Origin of the sequence: Mucilaginibacter ginsenosidivorans (genome assembly GCF_007971025.1) — a bacterium.
GTDB classification, from domain to species: Bacteria; Bacteroidota; Bacteroidia; order Sphingobacteriales; family Sphingobacteriaceae; genus Mucilaginibacter; species Mucilaginibacter ginsenosidivorans.
On the sequence record NZ_CP042436.1, the window covers coordinates 2,299,801 to 2,323,489 of the forward strand.

Consider the following 23,689-nt stretch of genomic DNA (forward strand, 5'->3'; position numbering starts at 1 on the left):
AATCCGTTTATCCTATAAATCTTAGTTCAAACAATTGGGCGTTACCCTGTGGGTCAGGCCCTCATTCATACTGCACAGGCCTTAAAGCAAAACCATGCAACTGCAACTGCCACTTTCACCTAAGCTCCGGCCCATTGCTCAACTAATTTGGATTTTACATTTAAATGTCTATTTTAGAGCATCTTATTTTATTGCAATTTTCTACTGTTACCCCCTAATAGTGTGTAAGCCATTACTATAAAAGGTATTTAGGGACTTATTGTTACCGAATATTTCTGATCTTAAAATCAAAGTATATGCAAACACACGTGTCCGGCAAATCGGCCATTTTGGCTTTAGTTATCGTTGCCGTTTTTTTAGTTTCGTGGGAGTTGTTCCTGCGGCACAAAGGCGTAGTCGCCGATTTTGATGATGGTCCCGAGCTTTGGGCCCATGTCCGCGACCAGGCGTATCAACCCTCAGACAAAGCAGTAGTTTTTATCGGATCGTCGCGCATAAAATACGATCTTGATATCGAAACATGGGAATCGTTGACCCACACCCATGCAGTACAATTGGCCATGGTGGCCTCTTCGCCACGGCATATCCTGACTAATCTTGCCGATGACCCCAAATTTAAAGGCAGGTTGGTTGTCGACGTTACGGAAGTCTTGTTTTTTAACAGGATGCGGGGTAACGATTACCCCGACGCAGGTATATCCTATTATAAAGGCATTACGCCCGCGCAACGTGCCAGTTTTTACCTTGACAGGCATATCGAAAACCGGCTGGCGTTCCTGAACGAGGGCCATTACGCGATCAATGCCATGCTGGGCGAAATGCACATACCCGACAGGCCGATGGTGTACCCGTTCCTTGATTTCCCGATGGGTTTTGACATCACAAGATATAACAGGCAAAATGTAATGAATGACGATTTTATAGCCGATACCAACCAGCATAACCAGGTAAAAGCGATATGGGCATTATTGAGAATGGACCCCACGCCGCCAACTACCGGCAAACCGCTGGATACTATCATGAATTCGGTGGTGCGCGATGTGGCTAAGATCAAGGCAAGGGGAGGCGATGTGGTGTTTACACGAACCCCATCGAACGGGTTCTTTTTAGATGCCGAACACCACATGTATCCGAGAGAGGCGTACTGGGACAGGCTATTGAAGGAAACCGGCTGCCAGGGCTTTTATTACGCGGACGACCCGGTGACGGCCAAACTGGTATGCCCTGAATTATCTCACCTTACACCAAAGGATGCGGTAACCTATACTACCGCACTGGTAAGCCTATTAAAGCAGAACAAAGCCCTTGGGTTTCAATAATGCGAATTATGTTCAATCACAACACCTTTAAGCAATCTTAAACTATCAAACCATGGTTTTCAATTCATACACCTTTGTCGCATTCTTCATTGTTATGCTCATTTTGCATAACCTTCCCATATCGTGGAAGGCGAAGAAGATAAACCTGCTTGTAGCGAGTTACGTTTTTTATGCTGCATGGAACCCGCCTTTTATACTGCTGCTGTGGTTATCCACCGTGGTCGATTTTTTTGTAGGCCGCGCTTTATACACGCAGCCCAACAAGCATAAACGACGCCTGCTGCTGGTTATCAGTTTGATCGGCAACCTGGGTATGCTGTGCTTTTTCAAGTATGGCGGCTTTATACTGGAGAATTTTGTGCACCTCACAAATCTCCTTGGGTTCGATTATCACCCGGCAAAGCCAAATATTATCCTGCCTGCCGGTATCTCTTTTTACACCTTCACTACCCTTTGTTATACCATAGATATGTATAAGAAGGAAAGTAAGCCGGTAAAATCCCTGCTGGATTTTTCCCTGTTCGTTACCTTTTTCCCGCACCTGGTTGCCGGGCCTATCGTTCGCCCGCCGCAGCTGGTACCGCAATTCGAAACAGAACACAAGGCGACAAAAGATCAATTACTTAATGGCCTTTTGCTGCTTACGCTTGGCCTGTTTATGAAGGTGGTTTGTGCCGATACCCTGCTTGCCGCAACATCGGATATGATATTCAGTTCGCCGGGAAATATGGGGCCGCTGGACGCCTGGGCGGGGGTGCTGGCATTCTCGGGACAGATATTTTTTGATTTTGCCGGCTATTCTACTTCTGCCATCGGCGTAGCCATGTGTTTGGGATTTATTTTACCGCAAAACTTCCTGTACCCTTACGCAGCCATCGGCTTTTCCGATTTCTGGCGCAGGTGGCATATTACGCTTTCTTCGTGGCTGCGCGATTACCTGTATATTCCTTTGGGCGGTAACCGCGAGGGTAAATTCAGGACCTATATTAACGTCATGATCACTATGCTGATCGGCGGTCTGTGGCATGGCGCTAACTGGACCTTTGTAGCCTGGGGTGGTTTACACGGTTTGTATTTGTGGGTCGAAAAAGCGATCAAAGACAGCCGTGCCCGGATATCCGGCAATCCCGACGGAGATATACCTGCGCCCGTAATTATACAGGCATCATTTGCTCCCATGCGCCCCGCCAAAACTTCCGGCGGCTTTATTTACGCATTTTTTACGTTCCTGCTTATATGCGTTACCTGGGTGTTTTTCCGCTCGGCTACGTTTACCGGCGCATGGCGCCTGCTACATTCTATGCTCGGCCAGGCGCCGCCATCCGGTCCGCCCATACTTACTACCGCCGACGTGGTTAAAGTTGGCATCGTTATCACCCTTATGCTGGCATTCCACTGGTACATGCGCAATACCACCGTATTAAAAACGGCATCAAAAATGCCGTGGTGGTTAACAGGTGTGGTTTGGTCGTTTTTGATCATCATGATCGTACTAAGCCAGCAAACCGGGAAGGCATTTATTTATTTCCAGTTTTAAGACATCGATCCATTTAGTCATCCTGAACGGAGTGAAGGATATTATACGAGGTACATTTGGCTTCTATAAGATCTTTCATTTCGCCTGGGTGACACAGTTTAATTTTGAACGTTCCTGCTTGTCAGTGGATTAAATTGACAGACATCACACCTCAAAAGCTTCCCTGATCACATTTAAATAGGATGGGCCGGTGACCACCCGTGTGAAGTCTTTGTTGTTCAGTACGAGTGTATAGCGGTTGTTGGAGTACTTGTGTATCTCGGCTATCTTTTGCTTGTTGACGATATAGGATTTTTGTACACGTATAAAATCGCCGGATAGTTTTTCTTCCAGCACGGCCAGCATGTGATCGCAAAAAAGCTTTTCACCGTTTGCGGTGTGCACAAAAGTGTATTTGTCGTAGGCCTCGAAATAGACGATATCCGATAACTGCACCAACGTAAATTTGGTGCCTTTTTTTACCGAAAGTGTGCTGGTCTCTTTTTGCGGTCGCAAGCCGTTAAATAACGACTCAAAATTGTTCCAAACCGGGTTTGCGCCGCCTCCCCCGGTAAAATGCTGCAGTTTTGCAAGCGCCTTCGCTATCCTGTCCTCTTTTAACGGCTTTAACAAATAATCAACCGAAAGCGCATCAAAGGCTTTAATGGCATATTCATCATAAGCCGTGGTGAATATCACGAAGGGTTTATAGTCCAGCTGCTTCAGCACCTCGAGCCCCAGCATATCGGGCAACTGTATATCCAGGAAAACCACATCGGGTCGTAGTTTATTAATGACAGCGATAGCCGAACTGCCGTTATCGGCCTCACCCGAAATATGGATAAGCCCGCGGTGCCCGGCCAAAAGCTCGTGTAACAGGCGCCTTGCAGGGGGCTCGTCATCCACTATCACCGCTTTAAAAAGGCTAAGCATTTTTCAGGTTATCGGTTATTGAAATGGTTACCTGCTTTACCGGGTCGTTCTCAAAATAGATGGTATGTTTTCCGGGGTAAAACAAAGCCAGCTTATCCATCACGCTTTTCAGGCCATAACCTACCTGGATATCTTCCGGGAACGGCGCGCCGTTGTCATGTATCATAATATCTATGCCACCGGCGCTGCCTTTGATAATTACTTTGATAATGCCTGTTTTACCCGGCTCTTTTAACCCATGTTTTATGGCGTTCTCAACCAGGGGCTGCAGTATAAATTTCGGCACATTTTTGCGTCTCACCGCTTCATCCACCTCAACGGATACCTCCAGCTTATCCTCGAACCTGATCTTCTCGATCATGACGTAATTTTCAACCATCTCCACCTCATCGCCGATAGGGATCATCGTCTCGTTATTCTTGTTCAAACTATACCTGAACAATTCGGCCAGGGCGATGGTCATGTTGCGTGCCCTGGTACCCTGGTGCAGCGAAAGCTCGGCGATGGAATTAAGCGTATTGTATAAAAAATGAGGGTTCACTTTGGCCTGCAGGGCGTCCAGTTCGGCCTTGGTCTTTAGTTCGTTAAGCCGCGATATCTCCAGCTCCTTCTCAAAACGCAGGCGTTTTGCAGCCAGGTTGGCATAGCTGACGTTGAGATACAATGCCGAAACGATTCCGCTGAACAGCAGCGACATCAGGAAAGTGTAGGTTATGGTATTTACGCGATGGCCGGGGTCTATCAGCATCGCCATCCAGATATTGGTGGAGATGAGAAAGAACAGTATTAAAAATACCACGATAAGGCGGCGTTTAAGGAAAGGCATGTTCCGGGTCTCGAGCCAGCGTTCGATGTACATAATAACCAAAACCGGCAGGAATACAAAAAAAGCCGACCGCAGAAAATGGAAACCTGAACAGACAAAAAATTCCTTTAACGTACTGAACCCGTTGTAACAGGGATAGAACGACATGATGGCCATGTAAAAACACAGCAGAACAATACACATCGCCAGCCTCCGTTGGTTGAAAGGGCTGATATTGAACCCGCTGAACAGTATCTCGTACCGGTAATACAGGTAAATACCCACGCTCGAAAACACGAATATATTACTCAGTACCACTGCCGTTTGAAAAGGGATGTGCATACGTTCAAATTACCGAAAATAACAGACCAGTTAACAATTTATTTGGTAAAAACCATTTTGGCGGCTATCAGCACCAGTACCACCGCAAATATTTTTTTAAGCATGGCGGCCGGTATGTTCAGCGCCAGTTTCGAACCCAGGTAGCCGCCTACCATAAAAACCACGGCAATAACCAGCGCATATTTTATATTCACATATCCTGCCTTGTAATAATTGTACGCCCCGAACAAGCCGATAGGCGGCAACATAATGGCAATGGTTGTGCCCTGCGCCATACGCTGATCCATCGCCAAAAACATTACCAAAGCAGGTATCAGGATAATGCCGCCTCCCAGGCCCACCATGCCACCCAGGATACCTGCCGCCAGGCCGATTACGACCAGGATAAAAAGAGTCATTCCGCTCATAGCCTTAATCATTAATACAGGCCCTCGTGATCGGTTAATATACCTTTGGCGCTTTGCAGGCCGTCCACATTGGCGGCCGACCAAACCACGTCGTAAATGCCGTTATAAAGCAGGTAAACGTGCGTATAACCTTCGGCGGCCAATTTTTTGGCAAGCTCGCTCGGGCTGGCTACAGGCATACCCTTCATGCCGCGCGTCCCGGCCGAAAAAGAACCGTAGATCAATACCGGGGTGGTTTTGGCTTTATTCGCAAGGTAGCCTTCCAATTGCTCCTGGCTCACCAGGTTAACCGCATTTTTTATGCGACCGAGATTAAGGAATTTCTGTTCGGCTTTGTTTTCGAACTGATCTTTCGGGCGTATATCGGCAACTACGGTGTTTGGGCTGTTATTTAACAGGTCGACGGTTTCCTTTACACCCACCAGCTTGTACCCCGGCTCGCCGGTAAGCAACTCTTTCCGCTCCCTGGAGGCCGACGGGAAACGCAGGATGAAAGCATCGATCCCATCGTACAGCACCGACACGTTTTTAAACCCGGCTTTAGTTAGTTTTTCCGCCGCATTTACCTCCGCTGTAAGCGACAGATCAACCACAAGTATAGGGCGTTCCTTATATTTTGCCAGTTTGCCTATTTGTTGGTCAAGCTGGTCGTGCGGTATGTTGGTTGCATTTTTAAAGCGGCCTATATTGTTAAATTCGGCGCTGTCCGTCCCGTTAAACTGGGCCGCCGGCCGTACATCTATCACCAGGTTGGTCTTGTCCTTCACAAACGCCACCGCATCATCGGGCGGTATTAATTTATAGGGCAAATTGGATGTGTATAGGGACGATTTACACGGAAACGCGGCATCTGGCGTCCGGTTAACTTCGGTCATGCCGCCGTTAAGGCTGTAAATATTGGTAAAGCCGCTGTCGGCCAAAAATTTGCTCACCCGGCGGCTGCGCTGGCTATGCGAACAATAAACCAGGAATGGCCTGCCTTTTAAAGCCTTCAGATCGTTAAAATGCTTTTCGACAGAATCAATAGAAATATTGACCGAGCCCTTAAGCCTGCCTATGCGCGAACCCACGTATTGGCTGGTATCGGCATACTCGCCGGGCGAGCGTACATCAAGCAACACCAGGTTGGGCGTTTTGCTGATAAGATCGCAGGCCTGTTTAAAATAAATGGCCTTGTAATTGGTGTTGTCGTACAATTGTAATTGCTGCGCGCCGGCGGTAAGACCGGCCAGGCTGAAAAGCAACAGCGCAAGGTATCTGGGTTTCATGTTAATTGGAATAATGGTTTGCTGAATTAATACAGTATAAAAGTAACAAGGCGGATCGGTACGTCCTATCGAAATGGAGTGAAAGGGGTTGCCGAAGGAGTGAAACGTTTAAGCGTGCAGTATTTGGGCGTTTCCCGCGTAGCGCCTGGGAAAGGCTGATATTCCTGCGCGCCGGCATTGCTGTCCTTAACGCGAAAATTGGGTGTTTTCACGGGGTATTTATTACCATATCAAATGATAATTTCGACACACACAAAAAGAAGTTTGATATATTACTAATATTTTTAGTATTTTTGAATATGAATGAATTTGGAGGCAATTGGACCGAAGCCAAAATGGAAATAGTAGTTGGATATGCAAAGGCCTATTTAACAATTATGAGTAAACAAACATGGGCTAAAACTCTATATTTCGATGGCTTCGCAGGGTCCGGCCTAATTGGATCAAGTGAACATACGGAGGCTATTAAAGGGACAGCTCTTCGCATATTAGATATTGACCAACCCAAACCTTTTGACATATATTACTTTGTAGAGAAGGACGAAAAGAATAAATTGTCTCTTCAGTCAAAAATAGAAAGCGATTATTTCGGCAAGAATGCCCATGTTATTAAGGCTGACTGTAATTCCAAGCTAATAGATATGGCTCGGTACCTAAATAATAATAAAAACTATAGGGCACTTGCATTTATTGATCCTTACGGGATGACCGTTAATTGGGAGTCAATAGAAGCGTTAAAAGGATTGGGAATAGATTTATGGATTTTAGTGCCAACCGGGTTGGGTGTAAATAGATTGTTAAAGAACGATCAAAATATTCCTGAACCATGGCTTAAGAAATTAGAACAATTCTTAGGTTTATCAAGAGAAGAGATACTAAAATATTTTTATTCAACGACAACAATAAATACATTATTTGGCGATCAAACGTCAGTTAATAAAGAAAAAAGTATTATCCAAAAAATTGGTAATTTGTATACGCAAAGATTAAAAACCATTTTTGAATTCGTTTCAGAGTCATTTGTAATGAGAAATAGCACTAATTCTATTATGTATCATTTCATGATGGCTACCAACAACAAGAATGCATTAAAGATTGCAAACGATGTAATTAAACCAAAATACCGATTATAATGGCACAATCAAATATAGAATGGACAGAGTTAACCTGGAACCCGGTTACAGGTTGCAAGAAAATAAGCCCAGGCTGCAAATTTTGTTATGCCGAAGTGATGTCAAGGCGCTTGAAGGCTATGGGGGTCGAGAAATATAAAGACGGATTTAATATCAGGTTGCATCCCAATGAGTTAAACACGCCGTTTACCTGGCGGAAATCAAAGATCGTGTTTGTCAATTCCATGAGCGATTTATTTCACCCTGATATACCTGTTGAATTTATCAAAGCTGTTTTTGGCGTTATGAACAATACACCGCAACATATTTACCAGGTACTTACAAAGCGTTCGGAAAGATTGCTGGAATTATCGGGTGAACTTAACTGGACGGATAATATCTGGATGGGTGTTTCGGTAGAAAATGAGAAGTATACAAAAAGGATCGACCATTTGTCGCAAACCGGCGCTAAAACCAAATTTCTGTCCATAGAACCGCTTATAGGGCCGGTTAAGACCTTAAATCTTGACAAAATTGATTGGGTGATAGTCGGAGGCGAATCGGGTCATAAAGCCCGGCCAGTAAGAAAGGCGTGGATCGATTTTGTAAAAGCTGAATGCGAAAGAAAAAAGGTCGCTTTCTTCTTTAAACAGTGGGGTAAACCTAAGTTTAACGTCAATCCCGACGACCCGACGATAGAAGCCGAACACCCTCAACATGCTAAAGGTGGTTGTGAATTGGATGGAAAGGTTTACAGAGAAATGCCCGGCAAGGCGGCTTAAATTATTGTACTCGCAGTTTGCCCGTTTATCGCTTGGATAAGATTCTTCGCTATCGCTCAGAATGACAATTTATTGTTGTGCATAAGTAGCGTCAAAATCTAAAATCGTAATTCGTAAATTCAAAATCATCACTCCCCCTCAAACCTTAACCCAACCTGCGCCCGCGCTTTATCCAGCATAGCCATCATACCACGGGATAGTTCATGGGTAATGATGGGGCTTTCGGTTTGCCCGTTGCGGATGAGTTCGCAAAAATGGGCGGTCTCGTAGTTGAGGCCTCCGGCGGTGTAGGGCTCATCGATCTCTACCGTGCGGCCGTCGAGGTAACTGATGGTGGCTTTGGCCGGGTTCCACCAGTTTTTGTGAATGGTAATGTGCCCAAGCGTCCCGGCTATCAGGGCATCGCCTTTGCCGTGCATATCGAACCCGCAATAAAGTTGTGCATACCCGCCCTGGTGTTGTGCCTGTATAATGGCGAACATATCCACTTCCTTTCCGCTGAAACGGCCCATGGTTTGTATATCGGTCATAGGCCCCAGCCAGTCGAGCGCCAGGAAAGCCTCGTAAGGTAATATCTGCATTATCCCCCGCCAATCAACTCGTAGCTAAAATTAGGATGATCCTGCGACAGATCGGCTACCGAAGATCCCGCCCGCACATAACCCACCTCGCCGATAGGATCGGTCTCCAAATATTCCTTTAGTTTCCTGTAAAGCGGGAAGAAAGGAGGTTTCATCCCCTCCATAAAAAGCAATTTCTTTTCCCGGGCGACGCGTAATACCTCATCCAGTTGGGCAAGGTTTACGGTAGCCGGTTTTTCGCAAAGCACATGCTTTCCGGCATTAAGCGCAGCTATGCTGTAAAAAGCATGGGTATCGGGTAACGTGGCAATATAAACGGCGTCTATATCGCTTTCAAGCAACTCATCAAGACTTGCGCAGGCTTTACCGCCGTATTGGGTAACGAAATGTTCAACACTCTCCGCCCTGCGCGACCAGGCAGCAGTTAGTTCAGCGCCCTCAACCGCTTTAAGCCCCTGCATAAAACGGTGACTTATGCGCCCGCAGCCGATGATGCCGAACCTGATCATTTTAGTGAGTGGTGAATAGTGAATGGTGAGTTTTAATTAAGATAAAATAAAACTTCCCGCATCTATATAACTCACTATTCACCATTCACAATTCACTACTGGTACTGGATATAAATAGGATATGGCTTATATTTCAGTACTTCTGCCGGTGTCAGCATGTGGTGCGGCGCCTTTTTGATATCGTTTTTGTAAAACAGCTTGTACCCGGTAAACTGCACCGGTTCGTTGTGTATAAAATAGCGGTAGGTGCCGGTTTTAAGGTCAGGTTCGCCCCAGCCATCCATATCCATTACTATCTGCACTTCTTTCCGCAATTTGATGTTTTTGTAGTTGGTCAGCATCTTTTTAGTAAAACGGTGCACAACCAGGATTTTGGGAGGCAGGTGGTATTTATTAACCAGCTTAGCCAGGTATTCGGATACATAATTTACATCAGCGGCATCATAAGTGCCTATCTTCTTACCCGGATGGGTGCCGTCCTTCATGGAAAACTCTGGGTCCATGCCAAAATGTACCTGGGGCATAATCAGGTATTTTTCCAGCAAGGGCAATTCCGTATGGATATTGCTTAAAGCTACCTGCACGTCCAAAAATACAATAGCATGAGCTTTTTTCGCCAGGCTCAGTACCGAGTCGATACCCTTGTTAGGCATGCGGTAACGGAACTTGCCGTCCTTGCCGCCATCGCCCTGTGCCACCACAGCAATGTAGTGCAAGGCAGGCTGTACCGGCGTAGTTGGGTCGGCCTTTTCCCAGTTCTTTACTTCGCCTTTTAGCTTGGCAAGCATTTCTTTGGGTGGCAGTTCGCCCAGTATACCCATTTTTTTGCGTACAGGTTACCATAGAACGCGACAACCCTTTTATAAGGCAATATTGCGCCGGGCAGGGGGTATGGCGTATTTTTTACCGGCCACAGGCCCGAAGTATCGCCGTGGGCAAGTTTTTTCATTAACGAATCGTACTGCGCATGGTTTATAGGTGCGTATGTCACAGGTGCGGCGGCAACAGTATCTTCAGTCTTTTTGGCTGTAGTATCTTTCTTTGCCGCGGCAGTTTTATTATTGCCTGCGGGGACACTGCTGTTATGGCTGCAGCCTGTTAAATAAATTGCTGATGCAGCAATGCAGAGGGCCGGTAGTACGATGTTTTTTAATCTCATTTTATTTTTTTTGCTCAAATCCAGGGCCACGCAAAATAGCACCATTTCGGGTACCGGTATGCTTAAAGTTATCAACAGTTAGTTGGCCGTTTACCAAAACATACTTAAAGCCAACCGAATACGCATGCGGATGTTCGAACGTCGATTCATCCTTTACGGTGCCAGCGTCAAAAATAACAATATCAGCGAACATGCCCGGCTGCAAAAGGCCCCTGCCGGTCAAATGAAACTTTTGTGCAGGCAGGGATGTCATCTTGCGCACGGCATCCTCCAGCCTTATCAAATGTTTTTCGCGCACGTAGTACCCCAAAACCCGTGCATTACTGCCATACCCCCGCGGGTGCGGCACGCCCGAGCCGAACAGCCGTATGCCCGAGTCGGACGCTACCATGGTCAGCGGGAATTTGAGGATATTCTCTACATCATCCTCGTTCATGCCATGGAACACCATCGAGGCGCTACCGGTCTTCGTAATATCCAGGATAGTCTCTATCTCGTTGGGAATGGTTGGCGCCCCGCCTTTGATGATGTTGATCTGCATGATGTTTTTGCCGTTTAGCGTGGTGTCGCTGTCGCAATGGGCTACTACGGCATAGTCAAAATGCTGGCGTCCGCGGCGGGTCATGTCTTTGATCATTTCATCCACCACTTTTTGATGGATCACCGGATCGGCCAGCCGCTTCATTACCGAATCGCGCCCGCCATCCAGCAGCCAGTCGGGCAGCAAAACATTCAGCGTGGTACTGCTGGCTGTATAGGGATATTGGTCGACGGTGACATCCAAACCTTCGGCCCTGGCCTTTTCCACCATGGCTATCATCTGGTCCGATTTGTTCCAGTTGGGCAGCCCCACTTTAAAGTGCGATATCTCTACCGGCATGCCTGCCTCCCTGCCTACATCAATGGCCTCGTTAATGGCATCAAATATCTTGTCCGACTCGTTGCGCATGTGCGAGGTATAAACCCCATGATATTTTGCGGCGGCTTTTGCTAACGCGATAACCTCGGGCGTTTTTGAATAGAGTCCCGGCGTATAGATAAGCCCTGTTGAAAAACCCACGGCGCCATCGCGCATGGCCTGTTCCACCAGGTTTTCCATTTGCTGTAATTGGGCCGAATCTGGCGTGATGGCTTTTTCGCCCAATACCGCCCGCCTAACATCGTTATGGCCGATCAGCGTAGCTACGTTAATAGAAAGCCTGATGCTATCGAGTTGTTTAAAGTATTTTGCAATATCAATGTTCGAGCTGCCGCAATTGCCGGTGATAACGGTTGTTACGCCGTCATAAATGAAATTATCGGCAGTAGGAGTTTTCTTTTCGTCGCCTTCGATATGGGTATGCACATCGATAAATCCAGGCGCGATGATGAGGCCCGCAGCATCGATAGTTTTCTTTGCTTTTCGTTTTGACAGGTCGCCAATGCTGACGATCTTGTCTTTGATGATACCCACATCGCCATAAAACCAGGGGTTGCCGGCTCCGTCAATAATCTTCCCGTGTTTTAAGATTATATCAAAATGCTTTTGCGCGAAAAGCAGGGAGGGGAGGAGGCAAGAAAATAGGAGTAATTTAAGCTTCAGCATCAGACGAAATTAAAAAAATATGTCATTTCGAGCGATAGCGAGAAATCTTATACAACCAGCATAATCTGCTGACAGGCGTATAAGATTTCTCTTCGCTTCGCTCATTCGAAACGACAATATGGATGGAATAAAATGGATAATGAGAAATCTTATAAAATTGATAATTGGTCGCCCTGTATTATGTTTAAGATAGGTCTACGCATATCTCGCTACGCACATTCAAAATTTATATTTCATTATTCAAAAAACGCCATGTAGGATTTTCGGATTTGATCAAAGCCACCTTCTTTTCTCGTCGCCATTTTTTAACCTGTTTTTCCCTTGCTATTGCATGGTCAACATGTGTAAAATGTTCGTAATAGACCAGGTTATAACAATAATACTTTCCAGCAAATGAATCAGGCTTTCCCTTGTTTTCGGTATGTTGGAGTATTCTCACACGCAAATTATTAGTCATCCCTACATATAAAACTTTTTTCTCGGGATTGGTCGTGATATACATGTAAAAGTTATAATTCCACATTTTTAGAAACTTATTATAAAAAATATAATGTCATTTCGAACGATAGTGAGAAATCTTAAACGTCCTGCATCGCCCGCAGATATGATGTTTAAGATTTCTCTTCGCTGCGCTCATTCGAAATGACAATATGGATGGAATAAAACTAAATATAAAAAATGTAATGTCATTTCGAACGACAGTGAGAAATCTTAAATGTCCTGCATAATCAACAGGAGTGATGTATAAGATTTTTCTTCGCTTCGCTCATTCGAAATGACAATATGGATGGAATAAAACTAATTATAAAGAATGTAATGTCATTTCGAACGATAGTGAGAAATCTTAAACGCGCTGCATCGCTCGTAGATATGATGTATAAGATTTTTCTTCGCTTCGCTCATTCGAAATGACAATATGGATGGAATAAAACTAATTATAAAGAATGTAATGTCATTTCGAACGATAGTGAGAAATCTTAAACGCGCTGCATCGCTCGTAGATATGATGTATAAGATTTCTCTTCGCTGCGCTCATTCGAAATGACAAAGGGGTTAAATGCTACATCTTACAAAACTTCCCAAACACTCCCAATGGTAATTTCACACCCGAGGTTGCCTGCAAATAAAGCTCTCCTGTTTCCAGGTTCTGCACCCGGGGGTAGGCGCCCTTTATAAGGTTTTCGATGATGACCGATGAAAAGCCCAGCGAATAAGCGTTCAGTATCAAAAAATGCTCATCCGGGTCGAGCAGTTGTACCACGTCCTGCATCATCTCGTTAATATGATCTTCAAGCTTCCATTTTTCGCCGTTGGGGCCATGACCATAAGCCGGCGGATCGAGGATGATGCCGTTGTATTTTTTACCGCGTTTTACCTCGCGTTTTACAAATTTCAGTGCGTCTTCAACCACCCAGCGGATATTGCTGAGGCTCGAAAGCTCCTGGTTCTCATTGCCCCAGCTAACTACCTGTTTGATGGAATCGACATGGGTTGTATCGGCACCGGCGGCCTGCGCAGCTAATGACGCCCCGCCGGTATAAGCAAACAGGTTAAGCACCTTTGGCTGCGGTGTTTTAAATTTTTTGATGATCTGCGATGAGTAGTCCCAGTTAACCGCCTGCTCGGGGAAAATGCCCACATGCTTGAACGAGGTAAGCGCCAGCCTGAATTTGATAGCGATCTCCGGGTTTTTATATTCGATGTGCCAGCGGTCGGGTGTCGAGGGATTCTTTTTTACCCATTCGCCCGATGTTGCAGAGCGGCCTTTGAATTTAATATGATGCAGCTTTTGCCACTCCGACTGCGGCAGCACTTTACCCCACACGGCCTGCGGTTCGGGGCGAATCAGTATGACATTGCCAAATCGTTCCAGCTTTTCAAAATCGCCGCAATCAATCAGCTCGTAATCTTTCCAGTGAGTGGGGGTGAGGAGTTGGATCATTTAGTTTAGTGATCAGTGATTTGTTAATCAGTGATTAGTTGTCTGCCCGGCAAATATAGGCAATTCATTTAAGCGGTATTACTAATCACTGATCACCGGCAGCCAATCACAGCTTTTCCCGCGCTGCTTTCATAAAAGGGCTGGCGAAAACGAAGTTATTGAGCTCTTTATTGTTGGTGTGGGCAATTTCCTTGTTGGTGCCTTCCCACCATTTTTCGCCGTTATATAAAAAGATGATATGGTCGCCTATACCCATTACCGAATTCATATCATGCGTTACCACCACGGTAGTGGTATTATATTCCTCGGTTAGCTCGCTTATCAGTTCGTCGATAAGGATAGATGTCAGCGGGTCGAGGCCCGAATTAGGTTCATCCACGAACAAGTATTTTGGCTGCATGGATATGGCGCGCGCTATGCCCACACGCTTCTTCATACCGCCTGATAGTTCGGATGGGAAAAGCTTACCCTTTCCTTCCAGGTTCACCCTTTCCAGGCAAAAATTGGCACGGTCAAGCTTTTCGCTTTTGCTCATATCAGTAAAAAGATTGAGCGGGAACATAATATTTTGTTCGACGCTCATCGAATCGAACAGGGCCGAGTTTTGAAAAAGCATGCCTATCTCCTTGCGTATGGGTACGCGTTCGCGAAAGTGCATTTCGGTAAAGTTCTGCCCGTCGTAAAAAACCTCACCGCTGGTAGGTTCGTGCAGACCCACGATGCATTTGAGCAAAGTTGTTTTCCCCGACCCCGATCCGCCGATAATGAGATTTTTTTTGCCGGCTTTAAACTGCGAGTTTATCCCGCGCAGTACTTCATTGTCGCCAAACTTTTTATGTATGTCTTTGGCCTCTATCATAACATTACGCTTGTGATAAGCAGATCGGCAAATAATATCCAGATACAGCTAAAAACAACACCCTTGGTGGCCGACTGGCCAACTTCAAGCGCCCCGCCCGAGGTGTAGAAACCAAAATAGGAGCAAACCGAAGTAATGATAAATCCGAAGCTTATAGATTTTACGCAGCAAACACCAACAATAATTGGTTTAAAACTATCGCGTAAACCAACTATGTAATCCGTGGGGGCAATATCACGCGAAACTATGCAGGCCAGGTAACCGCCGCTAAGACCCAGCGCTACCGATACAATGGTAAGCAAGGGCACCATAGAAAGGCCCGAAAGTATTTTTGGCGATATCAGGAATCCAGGTGCATTTACGCCCATTATCTCCAGCGCATCTATCTGCTCGGTTACGCGCATGGTGCCTATCTGCGATGCAATGCTTGAGCCGATGCGCCCGGCAAGCACCAATGCCGAAATGGTAGGGCTAAACTCAAGGATGGTTGAATCGCGGGCGATGCTGCCTGCAATACTTTGCGGTACCAGCGGACTGGAAAGCTGGAAAGCTACCTGGACAGTGGCTACCGCGCCGATAAATACGGAAATTATACCGATGATGCCCAACGAACCGATACCTTGCGACACCATTTCGCGCATCACCTCATTCCAGTAAACACTGAATTTCTCGGGTCTTTTGAAACTTAAACGCAGTAAAAGTAAATATCTTCCTAAGCTGTGAAACATTTAAAACAGGTAAAACGCCTAAAAATACGGTTTAATATAACACGTACCGACCCTAAGCGATAAATATGTGAAAAACACTTCACTCACCCTAACAAAAAATGAATTATGAAATTGTTTTGATAGATAACATATTGCGCCTGCAGCACAAACAATTTGTTGGCGATTGCGCCGGTTGATTTTAAAATATTTTAGCTTTGAGGCTCTATGAGTGAAAGCGGTAACGGAAACAATAATAAAGTTAACAGGAAAACGGTAAAGGCGAAAGGTGTTGTTAAGCCGAAAGCAGAAAGACCAAAGCCAAAAGCCGCATCTGACGCAATTCAACATAAAACCGATGCCGAAAATAAGCCAACCTCTACGCAGCCTGCACCAGCCGGGCTGCCAACTGAAAACATGGAAGTACACCATCATCCTCAACTGGAACATAAACCTAAAGCATGGAAAGAGTACCTGCTGGAGGGCCTGATGATATTTATTGCCGTAATGATGGGTTTTATTTCCGAGAATATCAGGGAATACATCAGCGACAACGAGCATGTTAACCAGCTTACAGCTCAATTAGTGCGTGATCTGGAGGCTGACACTGCGCGACTGAAAGAAGATTACAACGGCGAGGCCAAAATGATGAGAAAAACGGATACCCTGTTCCGGCTTTTGCAGCAGCCCATGGGAAAGGCAGATCTGCGAAAGATACAACAACTTATAGCCGATTCGCACAGCCTATGGCTGTTTAAGCCGTCGGGCGGGGCAATGGCAGCCATAAAAAATGAGCTTCGGCTGAAACAATTCTCCAATTCGAAAATAATCGGCTATATCGCCAATTACGAGGGTCATGCATCGCTCGAACACACTGCGGAGGAAATCGCGCTGCAATACCAGCGGAACTTTACTGATGTTTTCATGCGGCAGCATTTTACCCCGGCCAACCTGGACGCTGCCTTCAATCATTTTCCCGTCAGCGATCAGATGCGCGACCTCAAACAACAAGATCTTACCCAATTAGCTGCCGACCTGGTGCTGATACGGATCAATATTGATGAAATGATACGACACAATAGAAGCTTGATGGATGATGCTAACGGCCTGTTACATTATGTGATCGACCGGTACCACCCGGAGGTTGAGTAACAAAAAAGCCGGGATACCCGGCCTGGTTAGAATTGTATTTTTAAGAATTTCCTTCGGGGAAATCCGGTGTAAGACAAGGGCAGCAGCTTAGTCAAATAATTTCTTACCTCTAACGATCACTACCGAAATGATCAGTGTAATAGGGATCAGGGTGATCACGATTCCGACGATTGTTGATGGTTCCATAATACTTATTAATTTTAGTCCGCTACGGTAAGGCAATAAATATGCCTTTAATAGAAAACAACTAAATAGCAGGTAGACAGGCTGTTTTAGATAATGTATCTTGTTATTCAAACGGGGAATGTGGATAATGCTCCCCAAACAAAATGCTCATTTCGGGGTATTGCGTTGGTTGATCGGGAGAAAATAATGAATGTGAACGCGGCTATTGGTGTCATCTCAAACAGCGGCAGCTGATCTGTTTTCTCGGGTCATGGTTACTAAAGTAGCTATTTCAGATTTTCGTTCACCGTTTTTTTTCCGCCGTTCACCGAGAAATAAAGTACGCTTCCCAAAAAGCATATTTGTTGTATATAAATCAACAGTAGATTTGTTATCGATTTAAATCACCAATTATATATCAAACAAAAATGACAAACGCTCTCATCACCGCAGCAACCAAAGGCATGGGCCGGGCCACCGCAATAGCACTGGCAAAGGATGGCATCAGCCTGGCTATCTGCGCCCGCAACCAGCAGGAGCTGGAAGCTTTTAAGCTTGAGCTGCTGGAGATGAACCCGTACATACAGGTAATGACGCAAGCGGTTGATGGCAGCCAGAAAGAGCAGTTGCTCAGTTTTGCCACCAACGCCGAAAAGGAACTGGGTTTTATCAGCGTTATTGTCAATAACCTCGGCATGTTCGACCCGGTAAGTATACTGGACGAAAGCGACGAGGCATTTGACAAGCAGCTCAATACTAACCTGATGCCCGCCTATCACCTGTACAAATTTTTTGGGAAAAAGATGATAGCCAAACGCAAAGGGCACATTTTCACCATTTGCTCAGTTGCAGCGCTCGACCCCATCGCGGCAGCGGGTACTTACAGCGTAACAAAGGTGGCACTGTTAGGTCTGACGAAAGTAATGCGGGCCGAAATGCAGCCACATGGGGTAAAGGTTACTGCCATTATACCGGGGTCGACCCTGACCAATTCATGGGCCGGGACGGCCATCAGTGAAGATAAATTTATACTGCCCGAAGATATTGCTTCGGCTATTGTTAATACTTATAAAATGAGCGCCGGCGCTAATGTCGATGAAATAATAATAAGGCCCGTAACAGGGCAGGTTTAGTGCCTGGTTAACTGGTGCCTGGTTAACCAGTGATTAGTTGATCAGCCTTAACCAATTACTAATAGCAGTTAGCTAATCACAAATTAAAAACTTAACAAAATGGAAAAGAAATTATATAGAGACGAATTCCGCAAGAAGATAGGCGGTGTTTGTGCCGGCTTGGCCGATTATTTTACCATAGACGTGACCCTTGTGCGGCTGTTTTTTGTGCTCGCATGTATATTTCATGGCAGCGGCTTGCCGGTGTACATTGTTCTGTGGATAGTGCTTCCAAAAAAGCCCTTCCCGTATATGGACCCTACGGTTGATTACACTGTACCACCCCAGGGGCCCGAAGGTACTGTGCCCCCAACCGGTAACCCCTTTGGCGGCAACCCTTTCCAGGGAAACCCGTTCACTAATATACCGCCGCAGCCAAATCCGCCGTTTCAACCGGCACCGCGTTCAACTTCGTTGGCTGCCATCATTTTTGGTGTGATACTTATTGTTGTAGGCGGATCGATTTTATTGGATAACCTTAATATTTTACCCGATTGGGATTTTGAACACCTGTGGCCGATAGCGCTGATAACCGTAGGATGTGTGCTGATGTTGTCGGGCGAAAAAAAGAAAAGGGATCTGAATGCCCAGTGGCAATCAGTTAAAGAAGAAAAAACCGACGGCGATACCGCCGAAACCAACACCCCCGAATAACCAGGGCGATAGTTAAATTACACAATTTAAAAATTAAGATCATGAAAAACGATAAACTGGTACCGGGCATGATCCTGGTATTGATCGGGGCGGCTTTCCTGCTGCATAATTTTGGATACATCCATTTTCAGTGGAACAACATATGGCACTTGTGGCCTATCTTCCTGGTGATAGGCGGCGTTAACCTGCTGCTGGCCAATAACCGCACCGCATGGGCAACGATACTCAAGATAACTGTCATAGTAGGCGGCTTTGCGCTGATCCTGTTCGGTAACTTTAATTACCGGAATCACTGGTGGCCCGGCTTCCGTTATCACTATAACAAGGATAATGATGATGGCGACATCAATTTTGACGATGGTGACGACTCTGACGACAGCGACAGCGGCAAAATGGTCAAGGTATCGGGCGATAGCGAATTCAGGGAACCTTTTAATGCAGCGGTAAAGGTAGCGCAGTTAAATATCAAAGGCGGCGCTACATCCTACAGGCTGAACGATACTACCGGCGATCTGTTCAACGCCAAAACACACGAGTTTCACGGCAGGTACCAGTTTACTACCCACCAGGACGATTCGGTATTCGTAATGGACTTCATTATGAAAAATCACAAAGGCGTATGGGGCTGGGGCGATAACAATAACGACGCGAACGTGGCCAATATCAGGCTGAACACAAATCCTGAATGGGAAATAAATATCGACGCCGGCGCTACCGACCTTGATTTCGATCTTTCAAAATATAAGCTCCGCTCGGTAAAAATTAATGGCGGCGCCGGAGCCTTTAAAGTTAAAGTGGGACAGCCGCTGGCCGAAACAAATATCAATGTTTCCACCGGGGCGTCAGACGTAACCATCGATGTGCCTTCTAACGCTGCCTGCCATATCAAATCCGATTCGGGCTTGTCATCAAATACCTTCGATGGTTTTAATAAGATGAGCAATGGCGAATACGAAACCAGCGGGTTCGACGCTGCCAAAAACAAAATTTACATACACATAAGCGGCGGTATCTCCGACTTTAAGGTACATAAGTACTAAAGATCTCTGTTAAGTTTGAAAGTTGCAATGCCTGAAGGTTATACCGGACGGCATTGCATTTTTTGTTTAATACAATTTTATGTAACGGGCCGCACTTATCTTTGTCATAGCTAAAATAGTTCTTCAACTTTCCAACTTTGCAACATTTCAACAATAAATACATACTCGTTATTAACGGTAAACCGGAGGGCCCCTTTTCCGTGGAGGAATTAAAGGGTTTGGGTTTGAAACCCGGGGATTTTGTAAAGACCGCCGAAATGCCCGACTACAAAGAGGCGCACGAAATTGCCGAGCTGCGGCAGGTGTTCCATTTTAAACAACAGAGCGTAATACCCCAATACTTTGCCGGGCTCGACCAGCGCATGCTGGCTTCAGCGCTCGATCTGCTGGCTATTTCGGGTATATATATTATCCTTGGGTTTACCGCCGTGCTGGTAATAACAGACCGGGAATCAAGACTGGCGATAGCCCTGAGTCTTTTGGTGCTGATACCGGTTACCAATTTTATCTATCACGTGGTGATGGAAAGCTCGGACAAGCAGGCTACCTGGGGCAAGCAGGTGCTTAAGATCAAAGTTTGCGATATGGAAGGGAAAAGGATAAGCACCGCAACGGCCCTTGTTCGTAATTTTTGTAAGCTGTTTTCCTTTTTACCATTATTTATAGGGTATTTGCTTATCTTTTTTAATAAACAGCAGCAATGCGCGCATGATATGATAGCAGGTACTTTGGTGATGAAAGACAGGCTGATTTAGAAATTGGCGGTTCTGAGTTAGCGGTAGCAGTGCTTTTAATTCTTTTTCCTGATCACATAAGTTTTGGCCATTTGGTCGTGCAGGCCCTGGTGGCGGTCGTTCCAGAAAATAAGCAGGTAGCCGATACCGCACAGGATACTCGACAATATTTTAGCCAGGTTACGGCCTAAAGCCTTCCGAAAACTTATTCTTCGGCCATCCATATCAACCACCTTTAACTGGCAGATGATCTTGCCAATACTTCCCTGCGCGCGAGTTGCTTCGAAAATGGCGTGATAAAGCATAAAGCTGATCACAAGTACCAGTTTAAATGCAAAGTCGTTGCGGTCATCAAATAACATGTCGGTATGCGCGCCTGTGTAGGCCTCGAAAAAGCCCAAAAAAACGGCGAGCGCGGCGACAACCAGGATTATCACTACATAGTCGATAATATAGGCCAGCAGCCTCCACCAGAAATTTGCTGCATTGGCGTTCGTTGGCAGGTAAATTCCCTGCAATGTAAAATACTCATGCAGTTCGGGCAGGTTCGAGGCGCTGTTCCACTCATTTGTCAATGGAGAAAGGACCATTTCGGCGGGCGACAAGCCGCGTTCCATTAATTCGGTGTGTGAGAATGGCCCAACTTGTTCGTTATTCTCGATAAGGTAATAATTATTGATCATCCGGTTTAATTGTGATGATGAAAGATAAACATTTCACCAGAGAAAACCAGGCAGGTCAGGGATTTATTTCAATCCCAAACGTGCACGCAAAGGTTCGCGGTAAGTACTGCCGATGGGGATTTTCGTGCCATTAATAACGAGCTGGTGCACCTCTATCATGGTGATGTGCCTGATTGCCACAACGAATGATTTATGCACCCGCACAAACTCCGTTGCGGGTACAAGGTCAAAAATATCACCCATGTTCTCGCGGATAAGTATCTGCTTGTCTTTCAGGAAAACCGTTATGTAATTACCGTCCTTTTCCAGGTACAGGATATCGGCAATACGCACCTGGTAGGTTTGCGAACCGCTTTTAATAAATACGGTTGCCGCGTCTTCCTTACCTCCGTTGCCGCTTTTCGACTGTAGTAAACCCGCTGCCTTGTTCACCCCGGCCAAAAAACGCTCGAAAGTGATGGGCTTAAGCAGATAATCAATAGCATTCAGATTGTAGCTTTCCACTGCGTAGGTACTGTAGGCCGTGGTGAATATGACCATGGGCTTTTCAGCCAGGGTTTGGATCAGTTGCAGGCCGCTGATGTCGGGCATGTTGATGTCGAGGAACACCAGGTCCACCTTTTCGCGGTTCAGGAATTCTATGGCCTTCACCGGCTCGCGGAAGGTGGCCTTAAGTTCGGTCAAATTGCTTTTCTGGCAATACCGTTCTATCACCTCCAGTGCCCTGGGTTCATCGTCGATTGCTATGCAGGTTATCATTCCAGGTCAATTTTAAGAGTGGCCTCACCAAAGTCGTCTCCAAAGGAGTGGATTTTGGATGCCTGGTTGAAAAATGGCGGCTGTTTAATACACCCCTCTCCTTTGGAGAGGGGCAGGGGTGAGGCAAAGTACATCATTCCAAATCAATTTTAAGATCAATCAAAAACCGGCCATCAGTATTTTTTATCTCAAGGCTGTGCTTACCCGGATAAACCAGTTCCAGTCTTCGCCTTACGTTTTCGAGCCCGATACCACTTTTTTCGTCCATTTTTTTCACCTCATACATTGCATTCGCGCAGGTGAATTCGAGTTGATTCGCTGTAACCCCAATAGAAACATCAATTTCAGAGGTATTACCGATCAATACCCCATGTTTAAACGCATTTTCGACGAAGGGGATGAATAGCATCGGCGCAATTAAAACACCCTCTGTTTGATCGGGATAGTTGAATACAACCCTCACCTCGTCATCAGCATAACGCAATTTATTAAGCAGGATACAATTTTCAAGATATTCGATCTCTTTTTTCAGCGGGACGCTTTCTTCGTTGCTTTCGTATATCATGTAGCGCATCATACCCGAAAGTTTTGATATACCGTCGGCAAGATCGTCGTTTCCTTTGCCCTGCGCCATAGAAAAAAGATTGTTCAGCGTGTTGAAAAGAAAGTGCGGGTTTACCTGCGATTTGAGAAATTTCACCTCGGTATCCAGCTGAACCGCCGCCAACTCCGAGCGCATCTTTTCGGCCTTTGACCATTCTTTCAAAAAGAAATAGGCTATGGAAAGGCCAAATACGATAATAAAAATAAACAATATCGTATTGGATAAACCGCTGCGGGCAAATACAAGAGTATCATTTCGAAAAACAAGGTCTTTTTTTACACCGGGAAGGCTGGGAGGCGACCAGTTATTCCGGTCGTCCATTTTAAAAGTACGCATAAATGGCTGATCATTTTTCGGTGCCGAAAGCGATTCACCAATGTAATAATTCGCCGCGAAGATGGCGGCAAAATAAGCTGCGGGTATAGCCACCCTGATCAATATATTTTTGAAGTGCAGCGCCTTTTTAAATAACAAAAGGATATTACCATAGAACAGCAGGGCAAGAAAACCGAGCGTGATAAAAAGGTACGGCGATAACGTGTGCCTGACATCCCTTATCAGCACAGGATCCTTTTTTACAGCACCTTCGGCATGGTCGACACGAATGGTTATGTGCGCTTCCGTCAGCGATAGCAGTGTATAAAAAACGCCAACCCAGAACGCGATATGAAGCACGATCTCTATCCAGTCTTTCTTCCTGATCTTAAGCATATCAACAAAGATAAAATTGTGTCAATGGCATCAAAAAATAATGTTACTAACCCGGTAAATAGTTAGGCGAATGGAAGTTTTTTGAGATTTGGAGCGATTTGTTATGTGCGGTCAACTTGTCACGCCCCCAGTTGGCTAACACCTAAAAAATGATTCTTTATTACAGGGATAACAACCCTCTTTACCGCTCGC

The 23,689-nt window shown here is 45.7% G+C and carries 27 protein-coding genes; 9 read left to right on the top strand and 18 right to left on the bottom strand.

Annotated features, from left to right (window positions below):
* Positions 1-296 precede the first annotated feature (296 nt).
* Both FRZ54_RS10470 and FRZ54_RS10475 read left to right on the top strand, forming a co-directional pair.
* On the top strand, positions 297-1,319 hold the full coding sequence (locus FRZ54_RS10470; RefSeq protein ID WP_147031561.1) for a hypothetical protein: 1,023 nt from the start codon (positions 297-299) through the stop codon (positions 1,317-1,319).
* A 52-nt stretch (positions 1,320-1,371) separates the two neighbouring features.
* On the top strand, positions 1,372-2,856 hold the full coding sequence (locus tag FRZ54_RS10475) for an MBOAT family O-acyltransferase (protein ID WP_147031562.1): 1,485 nt from the start codon (positions 1,372-1,374) through the stop codon (positions 2,854-2,856).
* A 144-nt stretch (positions 2,857-3,000) separates the two neighbouring features.
* Here the strand turns inward: FRZ54_RS10475 and FRZ54_RS10480 are convergent, their stop codons facing one another.
* The 5 genes from FRZ54_RS10480 to FRZ54_RS24435 form a co-directional block, all read right to left on the bottom strand.
* Positions 3,001-3,768, bottom strand: coding sequence for a LytR/AlgR family response regulator transcription factor (locus FRZ54_RS10480; RefSeq protein WP_147031563.1), 768 nt, complete (start codon positions 3,766-3,768; stop codon positions 3,001-3,003).
* Positions 3,761-4,915 carry a sensor histidine kinase gene (locus FRZ54_RS10485; RefSeq protein WP_147031564.1) on the bottom strand — a complete coding sequence of 385 codons (1,155 nt, stop codon included), beginning with the start codon at positions 4,913-4,915 and terminating at the stop codon, positions 3,761-3,763. The genes FRZ54_RS10480 and FRZ54_RS10485 overlap by 8 nt, the downstream gene beginning before the upstream one ends.
* Before the next feature lie 38 nt (positions 4,916-4,953).
* Positions 4,954-5,322, bottom strand: coding sequence for a TSUP family transporter (locus FRZ54_RS10490; RefSeq protein ID WP_147031565.1), 369 nt, complete (start codon positions 5,320-5,322; stop codon positions 4,954-4,956).
* A gap of 11 nt (positions 5,323-5,333) precedes the next feature.
* Positions 5,334-6,590, bottom strand: coding sequence for a rhodanese-like domain-containing protein (locus FRZ54_RS10495; RefSeq protein ID WP_147031566.1), 1,257 nt, complete (start codon positions 6,588-6,590; stop codon positions 5,334-5,336).
* A gap of 65 nt (positions 6,591-6,655) precedes the next feature.
* Positions 6,656-6,802, bottom strand: coding sequence for a hypothetical protein (locus FRZ54_RS24435; RefSeq protein ID WP_187359804.1), 147 nt, complete (start codon positions 6,800-6,802; stop codon positions 6,656-6,658).
* A gap of 87 nt (positions 6,803-6,889) precedes the next feature.
* On the opposite strand from FRZ54_RS24435, the gene tcmP reads away from it, so the two are divergent.
* Together tcmP and FRZ54_RS10505 are read left to right on the top strand one after the other, a co-directional pair.
* Positions 6,890-7,723 carry a three-Cys-motif partner protein TcmP gene (gene tcmP / locus FRZ54_RS10500; protein WP_147031567.1) on the top strand — a complete coding sequence of 278 codons (834 nt, stop codon included), beginning with the start codon at positions 6,890-6,892 and terminating at the stop codon, positions 7,721-7,723.
* Positions 7,723-8,484 carry a DUF5131 family protein gene (locus tag FRZ54_RS10505; protein ID WP_147031568.1) on the top strand — a complete coding sequence of 254 codons (762 nt, stop codon included), beginning with the start codon at positions 7,723-7,725 and terminating at the stop codon, positions 8,482-8,484. The genes tcmP and FRZ54_RS10505 overlap by 1 nt, the downstream gene beginning before the upstream one ends.
* A gap of 128 nt (positions 8,485-8,612) precedes the next feature.
* On the opposite strand, the gene FRZ54_RS24675 is transcribed toward FRZ54_RS10505, so the two are convergent.
* The 9 genes from FRZ54_RS24675 to FRZ54_RS10540 all read right to left on the bottom strand — a co-directional run bounded on the left by FRZ54_RS24675 (position 8,613) and on the right by FRZ54_RS10540 (position 15,847).
* Complete coding sequence (locus FRZ54_RS24675; protein ID WP_228462682.1) at positions 8,613-9,065, bottom strand: hypothetical protein; 453 nt, start codon at positions 9,063-9,065, stop codon at positions 8,613-8,615.
* Positions 9,065-9,574 (bottom strand): Gfo/Idh/MocA family protein, encoded by a 510-nt coding sequence (locus FRZ54_RS24680; RefSeq protein WP_228462683.1) that lies wholly within the window; start codon positions 9,572-9,574, stop codon positions 9,065-9,067. Before FRZ54_RS24680 ends, FRZ54_RS24675 begins: the two co-directional genes overlap by 1 nt.
* Positions 9,575-9,669: 95 nt before the next feature.
* Entirely contained in the window at positions 9,670-10,395 is a 726-nt protein-coding gene (locus tag FRZ54_RS10515) for a hypothetical protein (RefSeq protein ID WP_317131607.1), read from the bottom strand.
* Positions 10,347-10,733 carry a hypothetical protein gene (locus tag FRZ54_RS24885; RefSeq protein ID WP_317131608.1) on the bottom strand — a complete coding sequence of 129 codons (387 nt, stop codon included), beginning with the start codon at positions 10,731-10,733 and terminating at the stop codon, positions 10,347-10,349. The genes FRZ54_RS10515 and FRZ54_RS24885 overlap by 49 nt, the downstream gene beginning before the upstream one ends.
* 1 nt (position 10,734) lies before the next feature.
* On the bottom strand, positions 10,735-12,318 hold the full coding sequence (locus FRZ54_RS10520) for an N-acyl-D-amino-acid deacylase family protein (protein ID WP_147031569.1): 1,584 nt from the start codon (positions 12,316-12,318) through the stop codon (positions 10,735-10,737).
* Between the two features lie 226 nt (positions 12,319-12,544).
* Entirely contained in the window at positions 12,545-12,820 is a 276-nt protein-coding gene (locus FRZ54_RS10525; protein ID WP_262712286.1) for a GIY-YIG nuclease family protein, read from the bottom strand.
* A 558-nt stretch (positions 12,821-13,378) separates the two neighbouring features.
* Positions 13,379-14,260 carry a class I SAM-dependent methyltransferase gene (locus tag FRZ54_RS10530; RefSeq protein ID WP_147031571.1) on the bottom strand — a complete coding sequence of 294 codons (882 nt, stop codon included), beginning with the start codon at positions 14,258-14,260 and terminating at the stop codon, positions 13,379-13,381.
* 106 nt (positions 14,261-14,366) lie between these two features.
* A complete protein-coding gene (locus tag FRZ54_RS10535; RefSeq protein WP_147031572.1) occupies positions 14,367-15,119 on the bottom strand; it encodes an ABC transporter ATP-binding protein in 753 nt (250 codons plus the stop codon).
* The gene (locus tag FRZ54_RS10540) at positions 15,116-15,847 is read right to left on the bottom strand and encodes an MlaE family ABC transporter permease (RefSeq protein ID WP_147031573.1); all 732 of its coding nucleotides are present in this window, start codon (positions 15,845-15,847) and stop codon (positions 15,116-15,118) included. Before FRZ54_RS10540 ends, FRZ54_RS10535 begins: the two co-directional genes overlap by 4 nt.
* A 204-nt stretch (positions 15,848-16,051) precedes the next feature.
* Here FRZ54_RS10540 and FRZ54_RS10545 point away from each other — a divergent pair, with 204 nt between their 5' ends.
* From FRZ54_RS10545 to FRZ54_RS10565, 5 genes are all read left to right on the top strand, one after another.
* A complete protein-coding gene (locus FRZ54_RS10545) occupies positions 16,052-16,975 on the top strand; it encodes a hypothetical protein (RefSeq protein ID WP_147031574.1) in 924 nt (307 codons plus the stop codon).
* A gap of 593 nt (positions 16,976-17,568) precedes the next feature.
* Positions 17,569-18,273: an SDR family oxidoreductase gene (locus FRZ54_RS10550; protein WP_147031575.1), complete on the top strand. Its 705-nt coding sequence runs from the start codon at positions 17,569-17,571 to the stop codon at positions 18,271-18,273.
* A gap of 99 nt (positions 18,274-18,372) precedes the next feature.
* On the top strand, positions 18,373-18,966 hold the full coding sequence (locus tag FRZ54_RS10555) for a PspC domain-containing protein (protein WP_147031576.1): 594 nt from the start codon (positions 18,373-18,375) through the stop codon (positions 18,964-18,966).
* A 41-nt stretch (positions 18,967-19,007) separates the two neighbouring features.
* On the top strand, positions 19,008-20,006 hold the full coding sequence (locus FRZ54_RS10560) for a LiaI-LiaF-like domain-containing protein (RefSeq protein WP_147031577.1): 999 nt from the start codon (positions 19,008-19,010) through the stop codon (positions 20,004-20,006).
* A 137-nt stretch (positions 20,007-20,143) separates the two neighbouring features.
* Positions 20,144-20,761: an RDD family protein gene (locus FRZ54_RS10565; RefSeq protein WP_147031578.1), complete on the top strand. Its 618-nt coding sequence runs from the start codon at positions 20,144-20,146 to the stop codon at positions 20,759-20,761.
* A gap of 35 nt (positions 20,762-20,796) precedes the next feature.
* Here the strand turns inward: FRZ54_RS10565 and FRZ54_RS10570 are convergent, their stop codons facing one another.
* From FRZ54_RS10570 to FRZ54_RS10580, 4 genes are all read right to left on the bottom strand, one after another.
* Positions 20,797-21,423, bottom strand: coding sequence for an RDD family protein (locus FRZ54_RS10570; RefSeq protein ID WP_147031579.1), 627 nt, complete (start codon positions 21,421-21,423; stop codon positions 20,797-20,799).
* Between the two features lie 63 nt (positions 21,424-21,486).
* The gene (locus FRZ54_RS10575; protein WP_147031580.1) at positions 21,487-22,182 is read right to left on the bottom strand and encodes a LytR/AlgR family response regulator transcription factor; all 696 of its coding nucleotides are present in this window, start codon (positions 22,180-22,182) and stop codon (positions 21,487-21,489) included.
* The gene (locus FRZ54_RS24440) at positions 22,179-22,319 is read right to left on the bottom strand and encodes a hypothetical protein (RefSeq protein ID WP_187359805.1); all 141 of its coding nucleotides are present in this window, start codon (positions 22,317-22,319) and stop codon (positions 22,179-22,181) included. Before FRZ54_RS24440 ends, FRZ54_RS10575 begins: the two co-directional genes overlap by 4 nt.
* Positions 22,316-23,497 carry a sensor histidine kinase gene (locus FRZ54_RS10580; RefSeq protein WP_147031581.1) on the bottom strand — a complete coding sequence of 394 codons (1,182 nt, stop codon included), beginning with the start codon at positions 23,495-23,497 and terminating at the stop codon, positions 22,316-22,318. Before FRZ54_RS10580 ends, FRZ54_RS24440 begins: the two co-directional genes overlap by 4 nt.
* Positions 23,498-23,689 lie beyond the last annotated feature (192 nt).